The 19,581-nt window shown below is 70.3% G+C and carries 16 protein-coding genes; 8 read left to right on the top strand and 8 right to left on the bottom strand.

The genetic code is table 11. From position 1 onward, the window contains the following. Nucleotides 1–215 precede the first annotated feature (215 nt). A complete protein-coding gene (locus AIIKEEIJ_RS23005; RefSeq protein WP_161996645.1) occupies nt 216–1,862 on the bottom strand; it encodes an acetolactate synthase in 1,647 nt (548 codons plus the stop codon). A gap of 146 nt (nt 1,863–2,008) precedes the next feature. Further along, nucleotides 2,009–3,040, bottom strand: coding sequence for an FAD-dependent monooxygenase (locus AIIKEEIJ_RS23000; protein WP_161996644.1), 1,032 nt, complete (start codon nt 3,038–3,040; stop codon nt 2,009–2,011). A gap of 55 nt (nt 3,041–3,095) precedes the next feature. On the opposite strand from AIIKEEIJ_RS23000, the gene AIIKEEIJ_RS22995 reads away from it, so the two are divergent. The 5 genes from AIIKEEIJ_RS22995 to AIIKEEIJ_RS22975 all read left to right on the top strand — a co-directional run bounded on the left by AIIKEEIJ_RS22995 (nt 3,096) and on the right by AIIKEEIJ_RS22975 (nt 11,899). Beyond that, entirely contained in the window at nt 3,096–3,647 is a 552-nt protein-coding gene (locus AIIKEEIJ_RS22995; RefSeq protein ID WP_161996643.1) for a TetR family transcriptional regulator, read from the top strand. Nucleotides 3,648–3,967: 320 nt separating this feature from the next. After that, the gene (gene gltB, locus AIIKEEIJ_RS22990; RefSeq protein WP_006942166.1) at nt 3,968–8,563 is read left to right on the top strand and encodes a glutamate synthase large subunit; all 4,596 of its coding nucleotides are present in this window, start codon (nt 3,968–3,970) and stop codon (nt 8,561–8,563) included. Next, nucleotides 8,556–10,007: a glutamate synthase small subunit gene (locus AIIKEEIJ_RS22985; protein WP_161996642.1), complete on the top strand. Its 1,452-nt coding sequence runs from the start codon at nt 8,556–8,558 to the stop codon at nt 10,005–10,007. The genes gltB and AIIKEEIJ_RS22985 overlap by 8 nt, the downstream gene beginning before the upstream one ends. A gap of 106 nt (nt 10,008–10,113) precedes the next feature. Beyond that, nucleotides 10,114–10,893, top strand: coding sequence for a YncE family protein (locus tag AIIKEEIJ_RS22980; protein ID WP_238406539.1), 780 nt, complete (start codon nt 10,114–10,116; stop codon nt 10,891–10,893). Between the two features lie 91 nt (nt 10,894–10,984). Continuing rightward, nucleotides 10,985–11,899, top strand: a complete 915-nt coding sequence (locus AIIKEEIJ_RS22975; RefSeq protein ID WP_082120159.1) for a cutinase family protein — start codon at nt 10,985–10,987, stop codon at nt 11,897–11,899. A gap of 73 nt (nt 11,900–11,972) precedes the next feature. Here the strand turns inward: AIIKEEIJ_RS22975 and AIIKEEIJ_RS22970 are convergent, their stop codons facing one another. Further along, complete coding sequence (locus AIIKEEIJ_RS22970; RefSeq protein WP_006942158.1) at nt 11,973–12,281, bottom strand: hypothetical protein; 309 nt, start codon at nt 12,279–12,281, stop codon at nt 11,973–11,975. A gap of 54 nt (nt 12,282–12,335) precedes the next feature. Here AIIKEEIJ_RS22970 and AIIKEEIJ_RS22965 point away from each other — a divergent pair, with 54 nt between their 5' ends. Both AIIKEEIJ_RS22965 and AIIKEEIJ_RS22960 read left to right on the top strand, forming a co-directional pair. Beyond that, the gene (locus AIIKEEIJ_RS22965) at nt 12,336–13,067 is read left to right on the top strand and encodes a MerR family DNA-binding transcriptional regulator (RefSeq protein WP_161996640.1); all 732 of its coding nucleotides are present in this window, start codon (nt 12,336–12,338) and stop codon (nt 13,065–13,067) included. A 281-nt stretch (nt 13,068–13,348) separates the two neighbouring features. Next, complete coding sequence (locus tag AIIKEEIJ_RS22960) at nt 13,349–14,182, top strand: alpha/beta fold hydrolase (protein ID WP_161996665.1); 834 nt, start codon at nt 13,349–13,351, stop codon at nt 14,180–14,182. A 45-nt stretch (nt 14,183–14,227) separates the two neighbouring features. Here the strand turns inward: AIIKEEIJ_RS22960 and AIIKEEIJ_RS22955 are convergent, their stop codons facing one another. After that, complete coding sequence (locus tag AIIKEEIJ_RS22955; RefSeq protein ID WP_202917481.1) at nt 14,228–15,142, bottom strand: SDR family NAD(P)-dependent oxidoreductase; 915 nt, start codon at nt 15,140–15,142, stop codon at nt 14,228–14,230. 62 nt (nt 15,143–15,204) lie between these two features. Here AIIKEEIJ_RS22955 and AIIKEEIJ_RS22950 point away from each other — a divergent pair, with 62 nt between their 5' ends. Then, complete coding sequence (locus tag AIIKEEIJ_RS22950) at nt 15,205–15,498, top strand: putative quinol monooxygenase (protein ID WP_050034276.1); 294 nt, start codon at nt 15,205–15,207, stop codon at nt 15,496–15,498. Between the two features lie 19 nt (nt 15,499–15,517). Here the strand turns inward: AIIKEEIJ_RS22950 and AIIKEEIJ_RS32715 are convergent, their stop codons facing one another. From AIIKEEIJ_RS32715 to lysX, 4 genes are all read right to left on the bottom strand, one after another. After that, nucleotides 15,518–15,673, bottom strand: a complete 156-nt coding sequence (locus tag AIIKEEIJ_RS32715; protein ID WP_006942148.1) for a hypothetical protein — start codon at nt 15,671–15,673, stop codon at nt 15,518–15,520. A gap of 148 nt (nt 15,674–15,821) precedes the next feature. Then, the gene (locus AIIKEEIJ_RS22945) at nt 15,822–16,166 is read right to left on the bottom strand and encodes a YtxH domain-containing protein (RefSeq protein ID WP_029546834.1); all 345 of its coding nucleotides are present in this window, start codon (nt 16,164–16,166) and stop codon (nt 15,822–15,824) included. A gap of 202 nt (nt 16,167–16,368) precedes the next feature. Then, nucleotides 16,369–16,968, bottom strand: a complete 600-nt coding sequence (locus AIIKEEIJ_RS22940; protein WP_161996639.1) for a histidine phosphatase family protein — start codon at nt 16,966–16,968, stop codon at nt 16,369–16,371. Between the two features lie 68 nt (nt 16,969–17,036). Then, nucleotides 17,037–19,581: bifunctional lysylphosphatidylglycerol synthetase/lysine--tRNA ligase LysX (gene lysX / locus AIIKEEIJ_RS22935; RefSeq protein ID WP_161996638.1), on the bottom strand; the 2,545-nt coding region annotated here is incomplete at its 5' end.

Here is a 19,581-nt window from a genome sequence, read left to right as displayed (position 1 = left end):
CGTGACGGACATCTCCACGCAACCGCGTCCGGGGACGGTTCCCGGGGCTGAACAGGGCCAAACCTGATGTGACTCACTTCACGGAACTTTTGTTTCCGTACCCTAACCACCCCCTGTTACCCTTTCGATACCGCTGACCGCAGCTGATTTAATCGCTGCGGTCAGTTGTTATTTAAGGGGTTTTTACGTTCGCGTGCTAGGTGATCCGGCCGCTCTCAGATTCCTGTGGTGCCCCGCGGATACGCCGCCGTGACGTCCGTCAGCACGTTCACCAGATACGGCACCCCGGACGCGAAGGCCCGGTCCAGCGCCGGACCGAGCTCCCGCGGATCCGTCACCAGCTCACCGCCCGCCCCGAGAGCGGTCGCGACCAGGTCGTACCGCGTGCCCGGCGCCAGGTCGGCTGCCACGTCGTACCCGTACAGCAGCTGCATCGGTCCCTTCTCGAGTCCCCACGCCGAGTTGTTGCCCACCACGATCACCACGGGCAGCTCGTGCCGCACGAGGGTGTCGATATCCATCAGCGACAGACCGGCAGCACCGTCGCCGAGCAGCAGCACCACCTGACTCGACGGCCGCGCCACCCGCGCCGCGACGGCCGCGCCGAGCCCGGCGCCGAGACAGCCGTACGGCCCCGGATCGAGCCACTGCCCGGGCCGCTTCGGCTCGACGAACTTGCCCGCGAACGACACGAAGTCACCGCCGTCGCCGATGACCACGGCGTCTTCGGCCAGCCGCGGCAGCAGTTCGCCGTAGATCCGGGCCGGGTGGATCGGATCGGCCTCGGCGGCCAGCAGGGCGGCGTCGCGCGCCGCGGCGGCAGTTACCTCGTCGCGCAGTCCGGTCGCCCAGACGTCCGTGTCCGGGCGCGACGACAGCGCCGACAGGATGCCGTCGAGGCACGCCGTGAGGTCGCCGGACACCGAGCCGGCGAGTTCGGCGTGTGCCGACACCTGACCGGGGGAGTCGGCCACGTGCACCACCAGGGCCGCGGGCGCGCCGTCGCGCCCACCGAACCGGCCGTAGCCGAGGCGGAAGTCCAGTGGGGTGCCCACGACGATCGCCAGGTCGCACGTCCCCACCGCGGTGCCGCGGGCCTTGGTGACGAGGAGGGGATGGCCACCCGGGACCACCCCGCGGCCCATGCCGTTGGTGATCACCGGGATGCCGGCCTCGTCGACGAACCGCAGTGCCGCCTCCTCGGCGTGATCGGCCCACACGTCGGTACCCAGCACCAGCAGCGGCCGCCGTGCCCCGGCGAGCAGGGCGGCGATCTCCGCCAGCGACTCGGAGTCGGGCTCGAGCCGGACCGCGGCCGGCGGCGACGGACGCGGCAGGGTGGCACGGCCGAACAGTTCGTCCATCGGCACGTCCACGAACGCCGGCCCCCGGTGCGACGTGCGGGCCGCCGTGAACGCCTCGTCGACCAGCGGGCCGACGCGATCCACGGTCGCCGCCGTCTCGGACAGCTTCGTGACGGTGGACAGCAGCGGCGGCTGGTCGAGTTCCTGCAGGCTGCCCGTGCCCCAGCGGGCGTTGGGTGCGCGGCCGCCGAGCACCACCAGCGGCGACCCCGCGAAGTATGCCTGGGTGACGGCACTGACGCCGTTCGTCACGCCCGGCCCGGCGGTGAGCACGGCCAGCCCGGGATGCCGCAGGAGCTTGCCGGTGGCCTCGGCGGCGAACACCGCGGTCTGCTCGTGGCGCACGTCGATCAGCCGCATGCGTGCTTCACCCTTGACCGCGGCGTCGTACAGCGGGAACACGTGCGCGCCGGAGAGGGTGAACATCGTCTCGACGCCGTGGGAGCGGGCCACCGCCGCGGCGTGATCGCCGCCGTGCCCCTCGAGGTCCGGGCTCATGGCGCGAAGGGTACGGCCGAGGGCACTGCCGTGGGGCGGGTTCGGGGGAACACGAGCGTGGTCGCCGGGCCGGGGGTCCGGGGCGGAGGCCGGCTTCCGATCGAAAGTTGTTGCAGTACAGCAGGACAGACGCACAGGTGGATGCGTCACGCCCCTCGCCGGGTCGCGAGGCCGACCACGGCGTCGCGCAGGCCCGTCCAGTGCTCGGCGGTGGTCACCCGGCTCGCCGCGTACGACGCCCGCACGAGAAGCCGGGTGGCGCGTCGCCGGGCCCGGTCGTACCGGCCGAGCGCGTCGCGCACGTCGAACCGGGCGAGCAGATCCGCGAGGGTGGCCGCGTCGACGATCGCCTCGCAGGCACCGCGGCCGAGGTTGGGGGTCATGGCATGGGCGGCGTCGCCGAGCAGTGCGACGTTGCCGCGCACGTACGACGGCAGCGGCGGGGACTGGTAGATCTCGTGGTGGAGCACCGTCGCCGGATCCAGGCGGTTCAGCACGTCGCGCACGGCCGGATGCCAGTCGCCGAACCGGGCGACGAGGTCGTCGACGCCGCCGGTGGTGCCGGCCGGCGCGCGGACGGCGGCGAACCAGTTGATCAGGCCGCCCTCGCGGGGCGTGATGCCGAACAGCGCACCCGCCCCCCACGTCTCGGTCGCGGTGTCCACGGTGCCGTCCACCCAGCCGCGCCACGCCGCGATGCCGGCGTGGACGGGCCGGTGGTCCGGGCCGAAGAGGGCGTCACGGGTCGGACTGCCCAGGCCGTCCGCGCCGATCACGACGTCGTAGCCGGCGAGCTCGGTCAGCGGCGGAGCGGGCCGGCCGAGCCGTACCGCCTCGTCGGGCAGGCCCGCGGCGAGCAGGCCCAGCAGGGCCGGCCGGGAGAGCAGTACGGCGGGACGCCGGGTGCGAAACCGTGCGAGCTCGCGGCCGTCGGGCCGCATGATCGCGCCGCGGTCCAGTGCGACGCCGAGCCGCTCGACGCCGCCGCCGAGCCCTGCCGAGGCGAGTGCGTCGAGCGCGGCCGGCCACATTCCCAGGGCCGTCCCGGTGGGCGGCAGCGCGGGGGAGCGCTCGAACACGTCGACGTGCCAGCCCTGCCGGATCAGTGCATTCGCTGCGGTGAGCCCGCCGATGCCCCCGCCGAGGATCGCGGCCCTGCCGCCGTTGTTCCTGGTCATGAAGTCAAAGTACTACGGATGTAGTGTCATGTCACTACTGTTGTAGTGTCAAGATGTGACCGACAAGCGCGCAGCGGTGCTCGACGCCGCGATCGACCTGCTCGGCCGGGAAGGGTTGCGCGGGCTCACTCATCGCGGGGTGGACGCGGCCGCCGGCGTGCCGGCCGGTTCCACGTCGAACTACTTCCGCACCCGCCGGGCCCTGCTCGGGGGCGTCCTCGACCGCCTCGTCGAGCGCGACCGGGCCGACGTCGCCGTCCTCGGCGGCGGAAACCTCCCGCGCACCGAGGAGGAGCTCGTCGACATGCTCGCCGGGTACGTGATGTTCGCGACAGGCCCCGATGCCGTACGTACCCGCGCCCGGTTCGCGCTGTTCGTCGAGGCCACCGCCTCGCCGTCGCTGCGACGGTCCGTGCAGCGCCGCCGCGACGAACTGCGGAGCATGGGTCTGGCGGTGCTCGCCGCCCTCGGATCCTCGGATCCCGTCGCCGGGGCGCGCGTGCTCACCGACCACCTCGACGGGATGATCCTGCACCGTCTGACCTCGGACGATGTGGATCTCGACCCGCGCGACGACCTCCGCCGGATGGTGCGCGCGCTGCGGTGACGAGGCGCGCCGCCCGGTCGTGCGTCAACCGCGTGTTAACGGGCGGTCACCGGCTCGTTAGGGATGGATAGGATAGCCTTGGTTGCGTCGTCCCCCGGCGGCTGACATATCGTTGTACGCAACACGGTGGACACACGACGTCCAAGCCGACCGGGAGGTCCGGCCCGAGCTGCCGAAAATTGGCACCCGCATCGTCGCGGAAGGGCGGATACTGAACGGTGATCGGTGCCGATCCACCACGTGTCGGTACTTGCTCACGCAAGTAGATGGCCATCAGCGCTGCTGGTCGTCGCTGCAATCTAACGCAACGAAGGCTAGGTATGAAGCATCTTCCCGGGCCGCAAGGGCTCTACCACCCGGCGAACGAGCACGACGCCTGTGGTGTCGCATTCGTCGTCGACATGCATGGTCGCCGCAGCCGGGACATCGTGGAGAAGGCGATCACCGCTCTGGTGAACCTCGAGCACCGCGGCGCGGCGGGCTCCGAGTCGAACACCGGCGACGGTGCCGGCATTCTCATCCAGGTCCCGGACCGCTACCTCCGTGAGGTCGTCGACTTCGACCTGCCGCCGATCGGCTTCTACGCCACCGGCATCGCCTTCCTGCCGCAGGACGAGAAGGCCGCCGACGAGGCCGTCGCCGCGGTCGACGCGATCGTCGCCGAGGAGGGCCTGCAGGTCCTCGGCTGGCGCGAGGTTCCCGTCGACCCCTCCGACCTGGGAACGCTGGCCCGGCAGGCGATGCCGAGCTTCCGCCAGATCTTCATCACCTCGCCCGACCGGACCCTCGGTGGCCTGGAGCTCGAGCGGCGGGCCTACGTGGTCCGCAAGCGCACCGAGCACGAGCTCGGCCGCGAGGGCGCCGGCCAGGACGGCCCCGGCAGCGAGACGGTGTACTTCCCGAGCCTGTCGGCGTCGACCTTCGTCTACAAGGGCATGCTCACCACGCCGCAGCTCGAGGGCTTCTACCGCGATCTGCAGGACGAGCGCGTCGAATCGGCGCTGGGCCTGGTGCACTCGCGCTTCTCCACCAACACCTTCCCGTCGTGGCCGCTGGCGCACCCGTTCCGCCGTGTCGCCCACAACGGCGAGATCAACACCGTCACCGGCAACGCCAACTGGATGCGTGCCCGCGAGGCGCTCATCGACTCCGACGTGTTCGGCGGCCGCGAGAAGCTCGAGAAGATCTTCCCGGTCTGCACCGAGGGCGCGTCCGACACGGCCCGCTTCGACGAGGTGCTCGAACTCCTGCACCTCGGCGGCCGCAGCCTGCCGCACGCCGTGCTCATGATGATCCCCGAGGCGTGGGAGCGGCACGAGTCCATGGACCCGGCCCGTCGCGCGTTCTACGAGTACCACGCGGCGCTCATGGAGCCGTGGGACGGCCCGGCGTCGGTGTGTTTCACCGACGGCACCGTCGTCGGCGCGGTCCTCGACCGCAACGGCCTGCGCCCGTCGCGCGTGTGGGTCACCGACGACGGCCTCGTGATCATGGCCTCCGAGGTGGGCGTGCTCGACATCGAACCGCAGAAGGTCGTGCGCAAGCTGCGCATGCAGCCCGGTCGCATGTTCCTCGTCGACACCTCGCAGGGCCGCATCATCGACGACGAGGAGATCAAGAGCGCCCTCGCCGCCGAGCACCCCTACCAGGAGTGGATCGACCAGGGCATCGCCCGGCTCGAGGATCTGCCCGAGAGCAAGTACACCTACATGTCGCACGAGCGGGTCGTGTTGCGGCAGCAGGTGTTCGGGTACACCAGCGAGGAGGTCAACCTCCTGGTCAAGCCGATGGCCGCGACCGGCGGCGAGGCGCTCGGCTCGATGGGCACCGACACCCCCATCGCCGTGCTCTCCGCGCGTCCGCGAATGCTGTTCGACTACTTCTCGCAGCTGTTCGCGCAGGTCACCAACCCGCCGCTCGACGCCATCCGGGAGGAGGTCGTCACGAGCCTGGGCGGCATGCTCGGGCCCGAGGGCGACCTGCTGAACCCGACCGCCGACTCGTGCCGGCAGATCCTCGTCTCCGCGCCGGTCATCGACAACGACGACCTGCAGAAGCTGATCCACGTCAACGACGACGGCAAGTTCCCCGGCTTCAACAGCGTCATCATCCGCGGCCTGTACCCCGTCGCCGAGGGCGGCGAGGGTCTGCGCCGCGCGCTCGAGAACATCCGCGGCGAGGTCTCCGAGGCCATCGAGAAGGGCGCGCGCCTGATCCTGCTGTCGGACCGCGAGTCCGACGAGAACCTCGCGCCGATCCCGTCGCTGCTGCTCACCTCCGCGGTGCACCACCACCTCGTCCGCGAGAAGACCCGCACCAAGGTGGGCCTGCTCGTCGAGGCCGGCGACGCCCGCGAGGTGCACCACATCGCCGCGCTGTGCGGTTTCGGTGCGGCCGTGGTCAATCCGTACATGGCCTTCGAGACCATCGACGAGCTGCTGCAGAACGGCGACCTGCCGGACGGCATCACCCTCGACAAGGCCCTCGCGAACTACATCAAGGCCGCCTCGAAGGGCGTGCTCAAGGTGATGTCCAAGATGGGCATCTCCACGCTCGCCTCCTACACCGGTGCGCAGCTGTTCCAGGTGATCGGCCTCTCGCAGGAGGTCGTCGACGAGTACTTCACCGGGATGCAGTCGCAGCTCGGCGGAATCGGCCTCGACGAGATCGCCCAGGACGTCGCCGCCCGGCACTCCCTCGCCTTCATGGACCGTCCGTCGGAGCACGCCCACCGCGAGCTCGAGGTCGGCGGCGAGTACCAGTGGCGCCGCGAGGGTGAGTTCCACCTGTTCAACCCGGACACGGTGTTCAAGCTCCAGCACGCCACCCGCACCGGGCAGTACTCGATCTTCAAGGAGTACACCAGGCTGGTCGACGACCAGTCGGAGCGGCTCGCGTCGCTGCGTGGCCTGTTCGAGTTCCGCAAGGGTGCCCGCCCGGCGGTGCCGCTCGAGGAGGTCGAGCCGGCGAGCGAGATCGTCAAGCGGTTCTCCACGGGTGCGATGAGCTACGGCTCGATCTCCGCGGAGGCGCACGAGACCCTCGCGATCGCGATGAACCGCCTCGGCGCCCGCTCGAACTCCGGTGAGGGCGGCGAGCATCCGGACCGCTTCACCCCGGACGCGAACGGCGACTGGCGTCGCTCGGCGATCAAGCAGGTCGCCTCCGGCCGGTTCGGTGTCACCGCGCACTACCTGACGAACTGCACCGACATCCAGATCAAGATGGCGCAGGGCGCCAAGCCGGGTGAGGGTGGTCAGCTGCCGCCGCACAAGGTGTACCCGTGGGTCGCCGAGGTGCGTGGTTCGACGCCGGGCGTGGGCCTGATCTCGCCGCCGCCGCACCACGACATCTACTCGATCGAGGATCTCGCGCAGCTGATCCACGACCTGAAGAACGCCAACCCGCAGGCCCGCATCCACGTGAAGCTGGTCTCCGAGATCGGTGTCGGCACCGTCGCCGCGGGTGTGTCGAAGGCCCACGCCGATGTGGTGCTGATCTCCGGTCACGACGGTGGCACCGGCGCCTCCCCGCTGACCTCGCTCAAGCACGCGGGTGCGCCGTGGGAGCTCGGCCTCGCCGAGACGCAGCAGACGCTGCTGCTCAACGGTCTGCGCGACCGCATCGTCGTGCAGGTGGACGGGCAGATGAAGACCGGCCGCGACGTGGTCATCGCCGCCCTGCTCGGCGGTGAGGAGTTCGGCTTCGCCACCGCTCCGCTGGTGGTGTCCGGCTGCATCATGATGCGCGTGTGCCATCTCGACACCTGCCCGGTGGGCGTGGCGACGCAGAACCCGGTGCTGCGCAAGCGGTTCACCGGCAAGCCGGAGTTCGTCGAGAACTTCATGCTCTACATCGCCGAGGAGGTGCGCGAGTACCTGGCCGAGCTGGGCTTCCGCTCCCTCGACGAGGCGATCGGCCGGGTCGACATGCTCGACACCACCAAGGCCGTCGACCACTACCGTGCCTCGAAGCTGGACCTGTCGCCGCTGCTGGAGCAGACCCGTTCGCCGATCTTCTGCGAGCAGGACCTGCACTGCACCAAGGAGCAGGACCACGCCCTGGACAAGGCGCTCGACAACGAGCTCATCACGCAGGCGAGGCCGGCGCTCGAGTCGGGTACGCCGGTGACGATCGAGACCAAGATCGCCAACGTCAACCGCACCGTCGGCACCATGCTCGGCCACGAGCTCACCAAGGTGTACGGCGGGGAGGGCTTGCCGGACAACACGATCGACATCACCTTCACCGGTTCGGCCGGCAACAGCTTCGGCGCGTTCGTGCCCAAGGGCATCACGCTGCGGCTGTTCGGCGACGCCAACGACTTCGTCGGAAAGGGCCTGTCCGGTGGCCGGATCGTCGTCCGCCCGCCGCTGAACGCGGCGCCGGGCTTCGTCGCCGAGGACAACATCGTCGCCGGCAACGTGATCCTGTTCGGTGCCACCAGTGGCGAGGCTCTCATCCGCGGCGTGGCGGGTGAGCGGTTCGCCGTGCGTAACTCGGGTGCCACGGCCGTCGTCGAAGGCGTCGGCGACCACGGCTGCGAGTACATGACCGGTGGCAAGGTGGTCATCCTGGGCAAGACCGGCCGCAACTTCGGCGCCGGCATGTCCGGGGGTGTCGCGTTCGTGTACAACCCCGATCGCGACTTCGAGGACAACCTGAACACCGAGCTGGTCGATCTCGAGGACCTCGAGGGCGAGGACTTCCTCTGGCTCAAGGGCGCCATCGAGCGCCATCGTGACGAGACGGGCTCCGAGGTTGCAGCCCGCATTCTGGCCGACTGGTCGCAGCAGGTCAGTCACTTCGCGAAGGTCATGCCTCGCGATTACAAGAAGGTACTCATGGCAATCAAGGACGCCGAGATTCGAGGCGCGAACGTGGACGAGGCGATCATGGAGGCGGCTCGTGGCTGATCCGACCGGTTTCCTCAAGCACGGCTCGCGCGAAACCCCTGTGCGCCGGCCGGTTCCGCTGCGGCTGCTCGACTGGAAGGAGGTGTACGAGCCGTTCCCGCTCGACACCCTCCAGGTCCAGGCCAGCCGCTGCATGGACTGCGGTATCCCGTTCTGCCACAACGGTTGTCCCCTCGGGAACCTGATTCCCGAGTGGAACGACCTGGCCTACAAGGGCAAGTGGAACGACGGCATCGAGCGCCTGCACGCCACCAACAACTTCCCGGAGTTCACCGGCCGGCTGTGCCCCGCACCGTGTGAGGCCTCCTGCGTCCTGGGCATCAACCAGGACCCGGTGACCATCAAGCAGGTCGAGGTCGAGCTCATCGAGAAGGCCTTCGACGAGGGCTGGGTCGCGCCGGTCATGCCGTCGAAGCTGACCGGCAAGAAGGTCGCGGTCGTCGGCTCCGGTCCGGCGGGTCTGGCTGCAGCGCAGCAGCTCACCCGCGCCGGCCACGCGGTGACCGTGTTCGAGCGCGAGGACCGCATCGGTGGTCTGCTGCGCTACGGCATCCCCGAGTTCAAGATGGAGAAGGCCGTCATCGACCGCCGCCTCACGCAGATGGAGGCCGAGGGCACCGTCTTCAAGGCGGGCGTCAACGTCGGTGTCGACATCACCGCCGACGAGCTGCGCGAGCAGTTCGACGCGGTCGTGCTCGCCGGTGGCGCCACCGAGGCCCGTGACCTGCCGATCCCCGGTCGTGAGCTCGACGGCATCCACCAGGCGATGGAGTTCCTGCCGATCGCCAACCGCGTGCAGCTCGGCGACCTGCCGGAGCCGACCATCACGGCGAAGGGCAAGAAGGTCGTCATCATCGGCGGCGGTGACACCGGCGCCGACTGCCTCGGCACCTCGCACCGTCAGGGCGCGGCCAGCGTGCACCAGTTCGAGATCATGCCGCGTCCGCCGGAGCAGCGCGCCGAGTCGACCCCGTGGCCGACCTACCCGCTGATGTACCGCGTGTCCTCCGCGCACGAGGAGGGCGGCGAGCGCGTGTTCTCCGTCAACACCGAGCAGTTCGTCGGCAAGGACGGCAAGGTCGCCGCCCTGAAGGCGCACGAGGTGAAGATGGTGAACGGCCGCTTCGAGAAGGTCGAGGGTACCGACTTCGAACTCGAGGCCGACCTGGTGCTGCTCGCCACGGGTTTCGTCGGCCCCGAGAAGCCGGGCCTGCTCACCGACCTCGGCGTGGACCTGAATGAGCGCGGCAACGTCGCCCGCTCGACGGAGTGGGCCACCAACGTCGACGGCGTGTTCGTCGCCGGCGACATGGGCCGTGGTCAGTCGCTCATCGTGTGGGCCATCGCGGAGGGTCGTTCCTGCGCGGCGGCGGTCGATCGGTACCTCGAGGGTGCAACGGTGCTCCCTTCGCCGATCACCACCACCACGATGCCGCAGCGCTGAGCGCTGAGGTAGCAGAACCCACGACGGGCGCGCCCACCGGAAATCCGGTGGGCGCGCCCGTCCCGTTTCGTCCGTTCGGGACGGTTCGCGCGTTATGGTCGTGCGCATGGGTCACCGGATCACGAGACGATCACTCGCGGCAGGAATGCTCGGGGCCGGAACCCTGGCGGCGCTGGCGGCCACTCCCGCCGCCGCGCAGGCCCCCGGCGAGTGCGTGCGCAACGTCGGCGGCGCCGTCACCGTGAACGGCACGCCGCAGGCGCCGCCGGTGGTCGGGTACGACGGCCTGCGCCTCCTCGGAGTCGATGGGGGAGCGGGGAACTCGTGCATCACGAACGTGGGTCCGGGCGGCGTGTCGGTGGCCGTGCCGCCGCGCCCGGCCGCCGGTGCGGCCGGTGAATCCTCCGGCGCGCCCGTCGAGATGCGCGTGGACGGCGGTAACGGCAACGTCGCGGTCACCAACCTCGGCGTCGGCACGGTCACCGTCGACCGCGACCGCACTCTCGCCGGGCCGTCGCCGTCCCCGGAGCGGCCGGCGGCGTCCCCGCTCGCGGGCCTCACCCCCGAACTCACGCTCGACGCCGGCACCGACGGCGTCTACGTGACGAACATCGGCGCCGGCAACGTGACGATCGCGGACCACGATCCGACCGTCGGACCGCTGCCGGCGGAGCTGCTGCCTCCCGGTGTCGTGGTCACGGATCCGTTGACCGGCAACGTCTTCGTCACCAACATCGGCGGCTCGGCGGTGACCGTCGTGGACCGTCCTGGGCAGCTGCAGCGCGTGGTGGACCGCGGCACGGTGGGGACGGCGGTCGACTACGGGGCGGGGAACGTGTTCGTCACCAACATCGGCGGAGGAGTGGTGACCGTCCTGCGCGAGTAAAGATGCTCTCCCATCCCGTTCATCTTTGTGTCATATTTCTTAGGCATCATTTCGTGACGGAGTCGAGATCGGCAGGAGACCTCAGGGGGCCGTGGTGGGGTTGAGAAGTGCGTTGACGTTGGCGGCGGTCGCCGCGGCGACCGTGGTGGGGTCGGTCGCGACGGCCCCCGCGGTCCAGGCCGACCCGGCCGGATGCCCGAAGCTACAGGTCGTCGCCGTGCCCGGCACGTGGGAAACCTCGAATACTCCCGATCCTCAGCGGGGCAACGGCATGCTCGCCGCGGTCACCTCCGGCCTTCCCGCCGGCACCCGGGTGGACTACGTCCGGTACGCCGCGACGGCGTTCCCGTGGGAGGGTGAGGTCTACGGTGCCTCGCGGCAGGAGGCCGTCGACAACGCCCGTGGCATCGTCGCCGCCACCGCGGCCGCGTGCCCCGGCGCCCGGTTCGCCCTCGTCGGCTACAGCCAGGGCGCCGACGCGGCCGGCGATCTCGCCGCCGAGATCGGCACGGGCTTCGGCGTGGTCCCGCCGCATCGGCTCGCCGCGGTCGGCCTGCTCTCCGACCCGCGCCGTTCCGAGGCGGACATCCTGGTCGGCCCGCCCGTCGCGGGCAACGGCGCCGGCGGGCCCCGCATCGGCGGGTTCGGGTTCGTCAGCGGCGATGTCCGCACCTTCTGCGCCGTGGGTGACCTGTACTGCTCGACGCCCAAGGACGATTTCGTCACCCGCGCCGCCGGATTCCTCGCGATGGCCTCCGGCGGCGACCCGTCCGCCGTCGACCGGTACCGCGCCGAGGCCGACGCCATCTACCTGGACCTGATGAACGCGGGCGGTCTGCCCATCCTGCAGTCCCAGCTCACCGAGCAGGCCAACGACGAACGCGAGATCAAGCTCCGGCAGTTCTACGAGTCGCAGATCCACCAGGACTACTCCAACTACGCGGTCGACGTGAGCGGCACCTCGGCGACGACGTGGCTGCGGAACTGGCTGGCTTCCAAGGTCTGACGCCGGCCGGTCCGCGAGCCGCGTCGTGCGCGCACGGTGATGCCGCGCGCGCAGGGCGGCGCCTGGAGCGCCGCTACAGCGGGCGATCGGATCCTCGATCCCGGTGTTCGTCGGCCGGCGCCTTCAGCAGCCGGTCCAGTTCGTTCCCGGCCTCGTCGTACCCGGCGTCGGAGATCCGTTGCAGCTCGCGCAGGTCGCCGGCCGCGGCCGCGCGCCGAGTGAGCAGGAACCCGGCGCGCACGGATCCCTCGTCCAACAGCTCGTTCAGCTCCCCGAGGTCACCGGCTGCGTCGGCGAGGTCGGCCAGCCGGTCCAGAGCGGTCTCGTTGCCCGCATCGGCCAGTTCGCGCAGGGTCTCCCGATCGAAGTTCGTGTTCGCCATGACTCCATCGTGCAACCCTGCCCCTGGGGAAAGGTCAAGTGGGACGATGGCCGGGTGATCACCATCGGGCAGCTGGCCGGGTACGTGGGTGTGTCGATCAAGACCGTCCGCGTCTATCACGACAAGGGGTTGCTCCCCGAGCCGAACCGCGATGCGTCCGGCTACCGGCGGTACGGCGCGAACGACGCCATCGACCTGATCAAGATCCGGACGCTCGCCGAAGCCGGCGTCCCTCTGGCCCGTATCCGTGATCTGAGATCAGCGACCGGCGAGGAGTTCCAGCAGGCGCTGCGCGAGATCGACGACGAGCTCACCGCCCGCATCCGTGGCCTGCGGGCAACGCAAGGGCGCCTGCGCCAGCTCGCCGCCGGGCATCTGACACCGCTGCCCCCCGAGGTCGGTACCCATCTGGAGCGCCTGGATCGTTGGGGCTTCACGCCTCGATGGGTGGAGCTGCAACGCGACCTGTGGATCCTCGTGTTCGCCACCCACCCGGACCGCGCGATCGCACTGTTTCACGACCAAGCCGAGATCCTGGCCGACCCGGCGCTGCGGCAACTCTTCCTCGACTACGACCACGCGCACGACCTCGATGCCCACGATCCCCGCATCGACGACCTCGCCCGCCGGATCACCGGGGCGACCCGGGAACGCTACGGCAGGGACGAACTACCGGAGCTGGATGAAGCCTCCGATATCACCGCACTCATCCAGGGCGCGGTCAACGCCTCGTCCCCGGCATGGCAGCGACTCGACACGCTCATCCGCACAGAACTGGACCCGTGAGTCGACGTTGCGGACAACGGTGAATCCGTCGGCGGTCGCCGCGCAACGACAGGGCAAACGTCGCGGGATGCGGTGCTCGTGGAAAGTGCTGCTGCACAAGCTGATCTGCGTTCTCGCTGGTTCCCCTGTGCCAGGGTGGGTGTGGCTCGCAGGAGCAGACGGTTATGCCGGTGTCGGCGGTGAATTCGTGGTGACGGGCGGAGATGTCCGACAGATCGCTATAGGCTCGCACCGGGCTTTCCGAAAACCAGTGGTACGTCTCCAGCTACGAGAGGACCATGATGGGCTACATCGCCGTCGGCACCGAGAACTCCACCCCGATCGAGCTCTACTACGAGGACCACGGTTCCGGGCAACCGGTGGTACTCATCCACGGCTATCCGCTGAGCGGCACGTCGTGGGAGAAGCAGACCGCCGCATTGCTCGAGGCCGGCTACCGCGTCATCACCTACGACCGTCGGGGCTTCGGACGCTCGAGCAAACCGACGATCGGCTACGACTACGACACCTTCGCCGCGGACCTCCACACCGTCCTGTCCACCCTCGATCTGCGGGACGTGGTTCTCATCGGCTTCTCCATGGGCACCGGTGAGGTCGGCCGCTATCTGGGGACTCACGGCTCGGAGCGGGTGGCGAAGGCGGCCTTCCTCGGCTCCCTCGAACCGTTCCTGCTGCGCACCGACGACAATCCGACCGGTGTACCCCGGGAGGTCTTCGACGGACTGCGGGCCGCGGTCGAGGCGGATCGGTACGCCTTCTTCACGGACTTCTTCCGGAACTTCTTCAACACCGACGACTACCTCGGCACCCGGCTGAGCGAGGAGGCTCTGCGAGCCAGCTGGCAGGTGGCCGCGGGGGCCTCACCGTACGCGTCGGTCGCCGCCCAGCCCACCTGGCTCACCGACTTCCGCGAGGACATCCCGAAGATCGACGTGCCGGCACTGATCGTCCACGGCACCGCCGACAACATCCTGCCCATCGACGCCACCGCTCGGGAGTTCGCCAAGCGCCTGCCCGCCGCCGACTATGTCGAGATCGAAGGCGCCCCGCACGGGCTGCTGTGGACGCACGGCGAAGAGGTCAACGCGGCCCTGCTCGAGTTCCTCGCCAAGTAGAACGCCGTGCGGGGCTGCGCCGGCCGGTGCAGCCCCGCACGGCGCTCATCGGTCCGGCTCGAAGCGTGCGCCGAATCGCATCGCCGGCGGGGCGAGCCGGCTGATCCACTGCCGGGCCTTCGCTTCCGGCATCACGGTGACCAGGGCTCGGTTGTGCCGCACCGCGGTGACGATCGCCTCACCGACCTTCTGCGGTGGGTAGCTTCGGGTGCGATACAGCGCCGTGACCCGCTCGCGGAGCTTGCGCTGCTCCCGGACGCCGAGTCCCACCATCTCGGCGTTGGGAACCAGGTTGGTGCCCACCAGCCCCGGACAGATCGCGCTCACGCCGATCCCGTGGCCCATCAGTTCCGCCCGCAGGCAGTCCGTGAACATCAGTACCGCGGCCTTGCTCGTCGAGTAGGCGACGAGGCTCTTCTGTGGGGTGAACGCGGCCGCCGACGCGACGTTCACGATGTGCCCGCCGGTGCCGCGCTCGAGCATCTGGTCCCCGAACGCCCGGCACCCGTACACCACACCCCAGAAGTTGACGTCCATGACGTGCTCGAACGTCTCCTGCGGTGTGCCGGTGAAGGTGCCGATCACGGCGATGCCGGCGTTGTTGACGAGCACGTCCGGCACGCCGTGCTGGGAGCGGACCGTCGCGGCGAACCGCCGCACCTGCTCCTCGTCGGCGACGTCGAGTTCGTACGCGTGCGCGCCACCGCCGTACACCGCTCGGGAGCCACCGGCCTGGGGGTCGGGCGTGTTGAGCATCTCGGCGGTCTCGCGGGCGGTGTCGAGGTTGCGGTCGGCGACCACGACGATCGCCCCCACGTCGGAGAAGGCCCGGGCCGTCGCACGGCCGATGCCGCTGCCCGCCCCGGTGACCACGGCGAGCGTCCCGGTCAGGTCGTGCAGGCGCTGATGTACCACTGTCCCTGCGCGCCATCGGCGCATCTCCGCGATCCGCGATCCCATGGGTTACATCTTCCTCGCCCGGGCCGCTCGTGCACGGCAAGCGCGCGCGGTACCGTCGAGAGATGACGGAACTGCGCGTGGTGGCGACCATTCCGGCGAAGCCCGGGTCGGAGGATGCGGTGCGCGGCGCGCTGGTGGCGCTGGCCGCCGCGAGCCGCGACGAGGACGGCTGCGTCTCGTACGAGTTGTTCGAATCCGCCTCGGCGCCCGGCACGTTCGTCACGGTCGAGGTCTGGACGGGTCAGGAGGCGTTCGATGCGCATATGACCTCCCGGCACATCACGTCCGCCTTGGCGACCGTGGGGGAGCAGCTCGCGGCCGCCCCGGTGATCCATCCGCTCACGGTCGTGGCCTAGCGGCTCGACCGGTCCGATCTCACCCGTTCTCGACGTCGGTGGACGGGCCCTCCTCGGTGGCGCCGCCTTCCCCGGACCACTCGGCGGGGTCGGACAGGACGTCGTCGTCGGCGCCCGGGGCTCCGCTGTCGGTGTCGGCGGTTGCCGGGTCACCGTCGCCGTCGGGTCTGGTCATGTCGCCTCCTGTGGCAATCGTGTCGGGCCGGGCCGTTCGGGGCCCGGCCCGTATGCGTTCGGTGTACCCGTTCGGCACGCGAGTACGCCTGCCGGTGCCGCATCGGAACGCGGCCGATGCGGCACCGGGCCGGTTCGCGGCCGGGGTCCTACAGCGAGTGCTTGCCCTCCGGAGCAGGCGGGACGATCGGCGCGCCCGCGGCGGGGGAAGTGACGGCGGGCCCACCCCCGGCGGCGCCGGGCGCCGTGTTGCCGCCACCCGGGAGGTGGGCCTTCTCGGCGGCCTTCTTCGCCAGGTCGCCGGCCTTCTCCTGCACCTGCGGTGCCTTCTCCTGCACGGTCGCCCTCGCTTCGGTGACCTTCTGCTGCACGGCAGGCTTGTTCCACAGTTGCGCGGACTGATCCCGCATCTTCTCGTAGGTGTCGCGCCCGGCTCTGGTACCCAGCACGAAGCCCACGGCGGCGCCGGCGGCGAAGGTCAGAACTCTCATCATGGCAATCTCCTGCTCGTCGAATCTCGGTCGTGAGGCCGGCATCGTCGACGCCGGCCAGCGGTCGCCCCCGACGGATACTCACCGCCCGGTCGGCTGCGCCCTCGCGGAGCCTGCGTCGTCGCGGCTCCGCCCACCTCGTACCGATACCCGGATCCCGTCCGCTTCACACCGGTTGCGACGAACTACCGGCATCCGTCCGGATTCAGACGCGGAGCATGTCGCGCACATGCCCGGTCTCGTTGACCGATGCGGCCCGCCGGGCGCCGTTACGGGAGACGAGGATGCGGGTCACCGACGTGTACTCGATGGGGAACATCAGCGGCCGGTCGAGCCCGAGCAGATCCTGGAGCAGAACGTTGATGACGCCCCCGTGGGCGAACACGGCGACGGTGTCCCCGGGGTCGCAGGTGTCGACGATGTGCTGCGTGGCGGCGAGAACGCGGATGCGGAATTCCTCCGCATCCACGAAATCGGGCAGCTGACCGGCGCGGATGCGCGCCACGGCATCCGGCGCGAGTTCCTGCGCGACGTGGAACGGGATGTAGTGGTCGAGGTGGTAGTCGTACTCCGCCAGGCCCTCGAGCTGCGTGATCGGTAGTCCCCGGATCTCGGCGAGCGGCGCCGCGGTCTCGAGGGCGCGGCGCTGCGGACTGCTGAACAGCCGCGCAATGCGGTAGGGCTCGAGCGCGGTGGGCAGCCGCGCGGCCTGGGCGTGGCCCTCGTCGGTCAGCGACGGGTCGGCGCGTCCCTCGCTGACCCGCGCGAGCTCGGGTAGGGCGTGGCGAATAAGGAGAAGCTGCACGTCACCACGATCCCACGGCGACCGAACGCGCGCTCGGTCGACCCGGTGTTTCACGTGAAACCGGGGCCTCAGCGTCGAGCGCGCGGCTTGGCGAGGGGGAACGCGAGGGACTCGCGGATGCTGCCGCCGGTGACCAGCATGACGATCCGGTCCACGCCCATGCCGAGGCCGCCCGTGGGCGGCATGGCGTGCTCGAGTGCCTGCAGGAAGTCCTCGTCGAGCTCCATGGCCTCCTCGTCGCCGCCCGCGGCGAGCAGCGACTGCTCGGTGAGCCGGGCACGCTGATCGATCGGGTCGGTCAGCTCGCTGTAGGCCGTCCCCAGCTCGATACCCCACGCGACGAGGTCCCACTTGGCGGCGACGAGCGATTTCGTCGGGTGCGGGCGCGTGAGCGGGGAGACCGATGTGGGGAAGTCGGTGTAGAAGGTGGGGAACTCGGTGCGGGATTCGACGAGATGCTCGTACATCTCCTGCGCCGTCGCGCCGGCGTCCCACTCGGGGTTGTACGGGATCTCGTGCTCGTCGCACAGCCGGCGCAACTCCTCGACGGGGGTCTGCGCGTCGATCTCGGTGCCGAGTGCCTCCGAGACCGCCCCGTGGAACGTCTTCACCGGCCACTCGCCGGAGATGTCGATCTCGACGGGCCGCCCGTCGGGGCCGGGCCGGACGATCACCTCGCGTCCGTGGGCCGCGACGGCCGCAGCCTGGATCAACTCGCGCGCCAGCACCCGCATGACCTCGTAGTTCGCGTGTGCCTCGTAGGCCTCGAGGATCGTGAACTCCGGGTTGTGCTTGAAATCCGCGCCCTCGTTGCGGAACACCCGGCCGATCTCGAAGACCCGTTCCATACCCGCCACGCACAGGCGCTTGAGGTACAGCTCGGGTGCGATCCGCAGGTACAGGTCCAGGTCGTAGGCGTTGATGTGGGTGGTGAACGGTGCGGCGTTGGCGCCGCCGTGCACGGGCTGCAGGATCGGTGTCTCCACCTCGAGGTAGCCGCGGGCCTGCAGCTGCTCGCGCAGCGACCGCACCACCGCGCTGCGGGCCGTGAGCAACCGGCGCGCGGTGCGGTTGATCGCGAGGTCCACGTACCGTTGGCGTACCCGCGCCTCGGGATCGGTCAGGCCCCGCCACTTGTCGGGCAGCGGGTGCAGGCACTTGCCGTCCAGCCGCCAGTCCTCCGCGAGCACCGAGAGCTCGCCGCTGCGGCTGCGGCCCGTCACCCCGCTCACCTCGACGAGGTCGCCGAGGTCGAACACGAAGCGGCGGCCGCCGACGCGGCCGCGGTCGACGAGGATCTGCACATCGCCCGACCAGTCCCGCAGCACCGCGAACAGCACGCCGCCGAAGTCCCGGAGCCGCAGGATGCGGCCGGCGATCCGCACCGCGGTGCCCTCGGGTGCGGCGACGGCCGTCGCGGCGGTGTACGACGGGGGGTTCGCCACCGGGTACGGGTCGACGCCCGACTCCACGAGCCGCTCGAGCTTCGTCATCCGCACCCGCACCTGCTCCGGCCGCCGGGGACCGGTGCGCGACTCCGGTGCCGGCTCGACGTCGGGGGCGGCACCGTCGTCGTGCAGGGTGCCGGACTCGACGAGCGCCGGGGGAGCGGAGGTCTGCGTCCCGGTGTGGCGGCGGGCGCTTCGTTCCCGGCCGAAGCTGGGCAGCGTGAGGAAGCCTTCGGCGATCGCCGACGCGATCCCGACCCGGGGCAGCACCCTGTTGTCCGCGAAGCACAGGAACCGCGGCGCCCACTCGGGCTGATACTTCACGTTCGACCGGTACAGCGCCTCGAGCTGCCACCAGCGGGAGAAGAACACGAGCACCGAACGCCACAGCCGCAGCACCGGGCCGGCGCCGATCCGTGCGCCCTCCTCGAACACCGAGCGGAACACTGCGAAGTTCAACGAGATCCGCGTGATCCCGAACTCGCCGCCGCGGGCGGCGAGCTCCGACACCATCATCTCCACGACACCGTTGGGCGCCTGCGGGTTCCGGCGCATCAGATCGAGCGACACGCCGTCGGCCCCCCACGGCACCAGCGACAGGATCGCCACCACCTCGTCGTGGGACATCGCCTCCACGAGCAGGCAGTTCCCGTCGAGCGGGTCGCCGAGGCGCCCGAGGGCCATCGAGAATCCGCGCTCGGTCTCGGTGTCCCGCCATTCGTCCGCGCGTCGCATCGCCAGTGTCATCTCCGCCTCGGGGACGTCCCGATGCCGGCGGATGCGCACCGTCACCCCCTGCTTGTGGGCACGCGAGACGGCCTGGCGCACGGGCCGCATCTCCCGGCCGGAGAGCGAGAATCCGGCGGTGTGGAGGATGGCCTCGTCGCCGAGTTGCAGTACCGACAAACCGGCCCGGCGGTAGGCGGTGGCGCCGGCCTCGCTCGCACCCATCACGGCCGGCGCCCAGCCGTAACCCCGAGCGAGCGCGAGCCACTCGTCGATCGCGTGCGGCCACGCCTCCGGATTGCCGACGGGGTCACCGCTGGCGAGGCACACCCCGACCTCCACGCGGTAGGTCACCGCGGCCTTACCGCTGGGCGCGAAGACGACCGCCTTGTCGCGGCGGGTCGCGAAGTAGCCCAGCGAATCGTCGCCGCCACGCTCG

The sequence above is a fragment of the Rhodococcus sp. YH1 genome (genome assembly GCF_009939605.1).
In the GTDB taxonomy this organism is placed as follows: domain Bacteria; phylum Actinomycetota; class Actinomycetes; order Mycobacteriales; family Mycobacteriaceae; genus Rhodococcus; species Rhodococcus aetherivorans.
The sequence above is the reverse complement of the archived record's forward strand: the minus strand, read 5'-3'. Positions and strand labels throughout refer to the sequence as shown.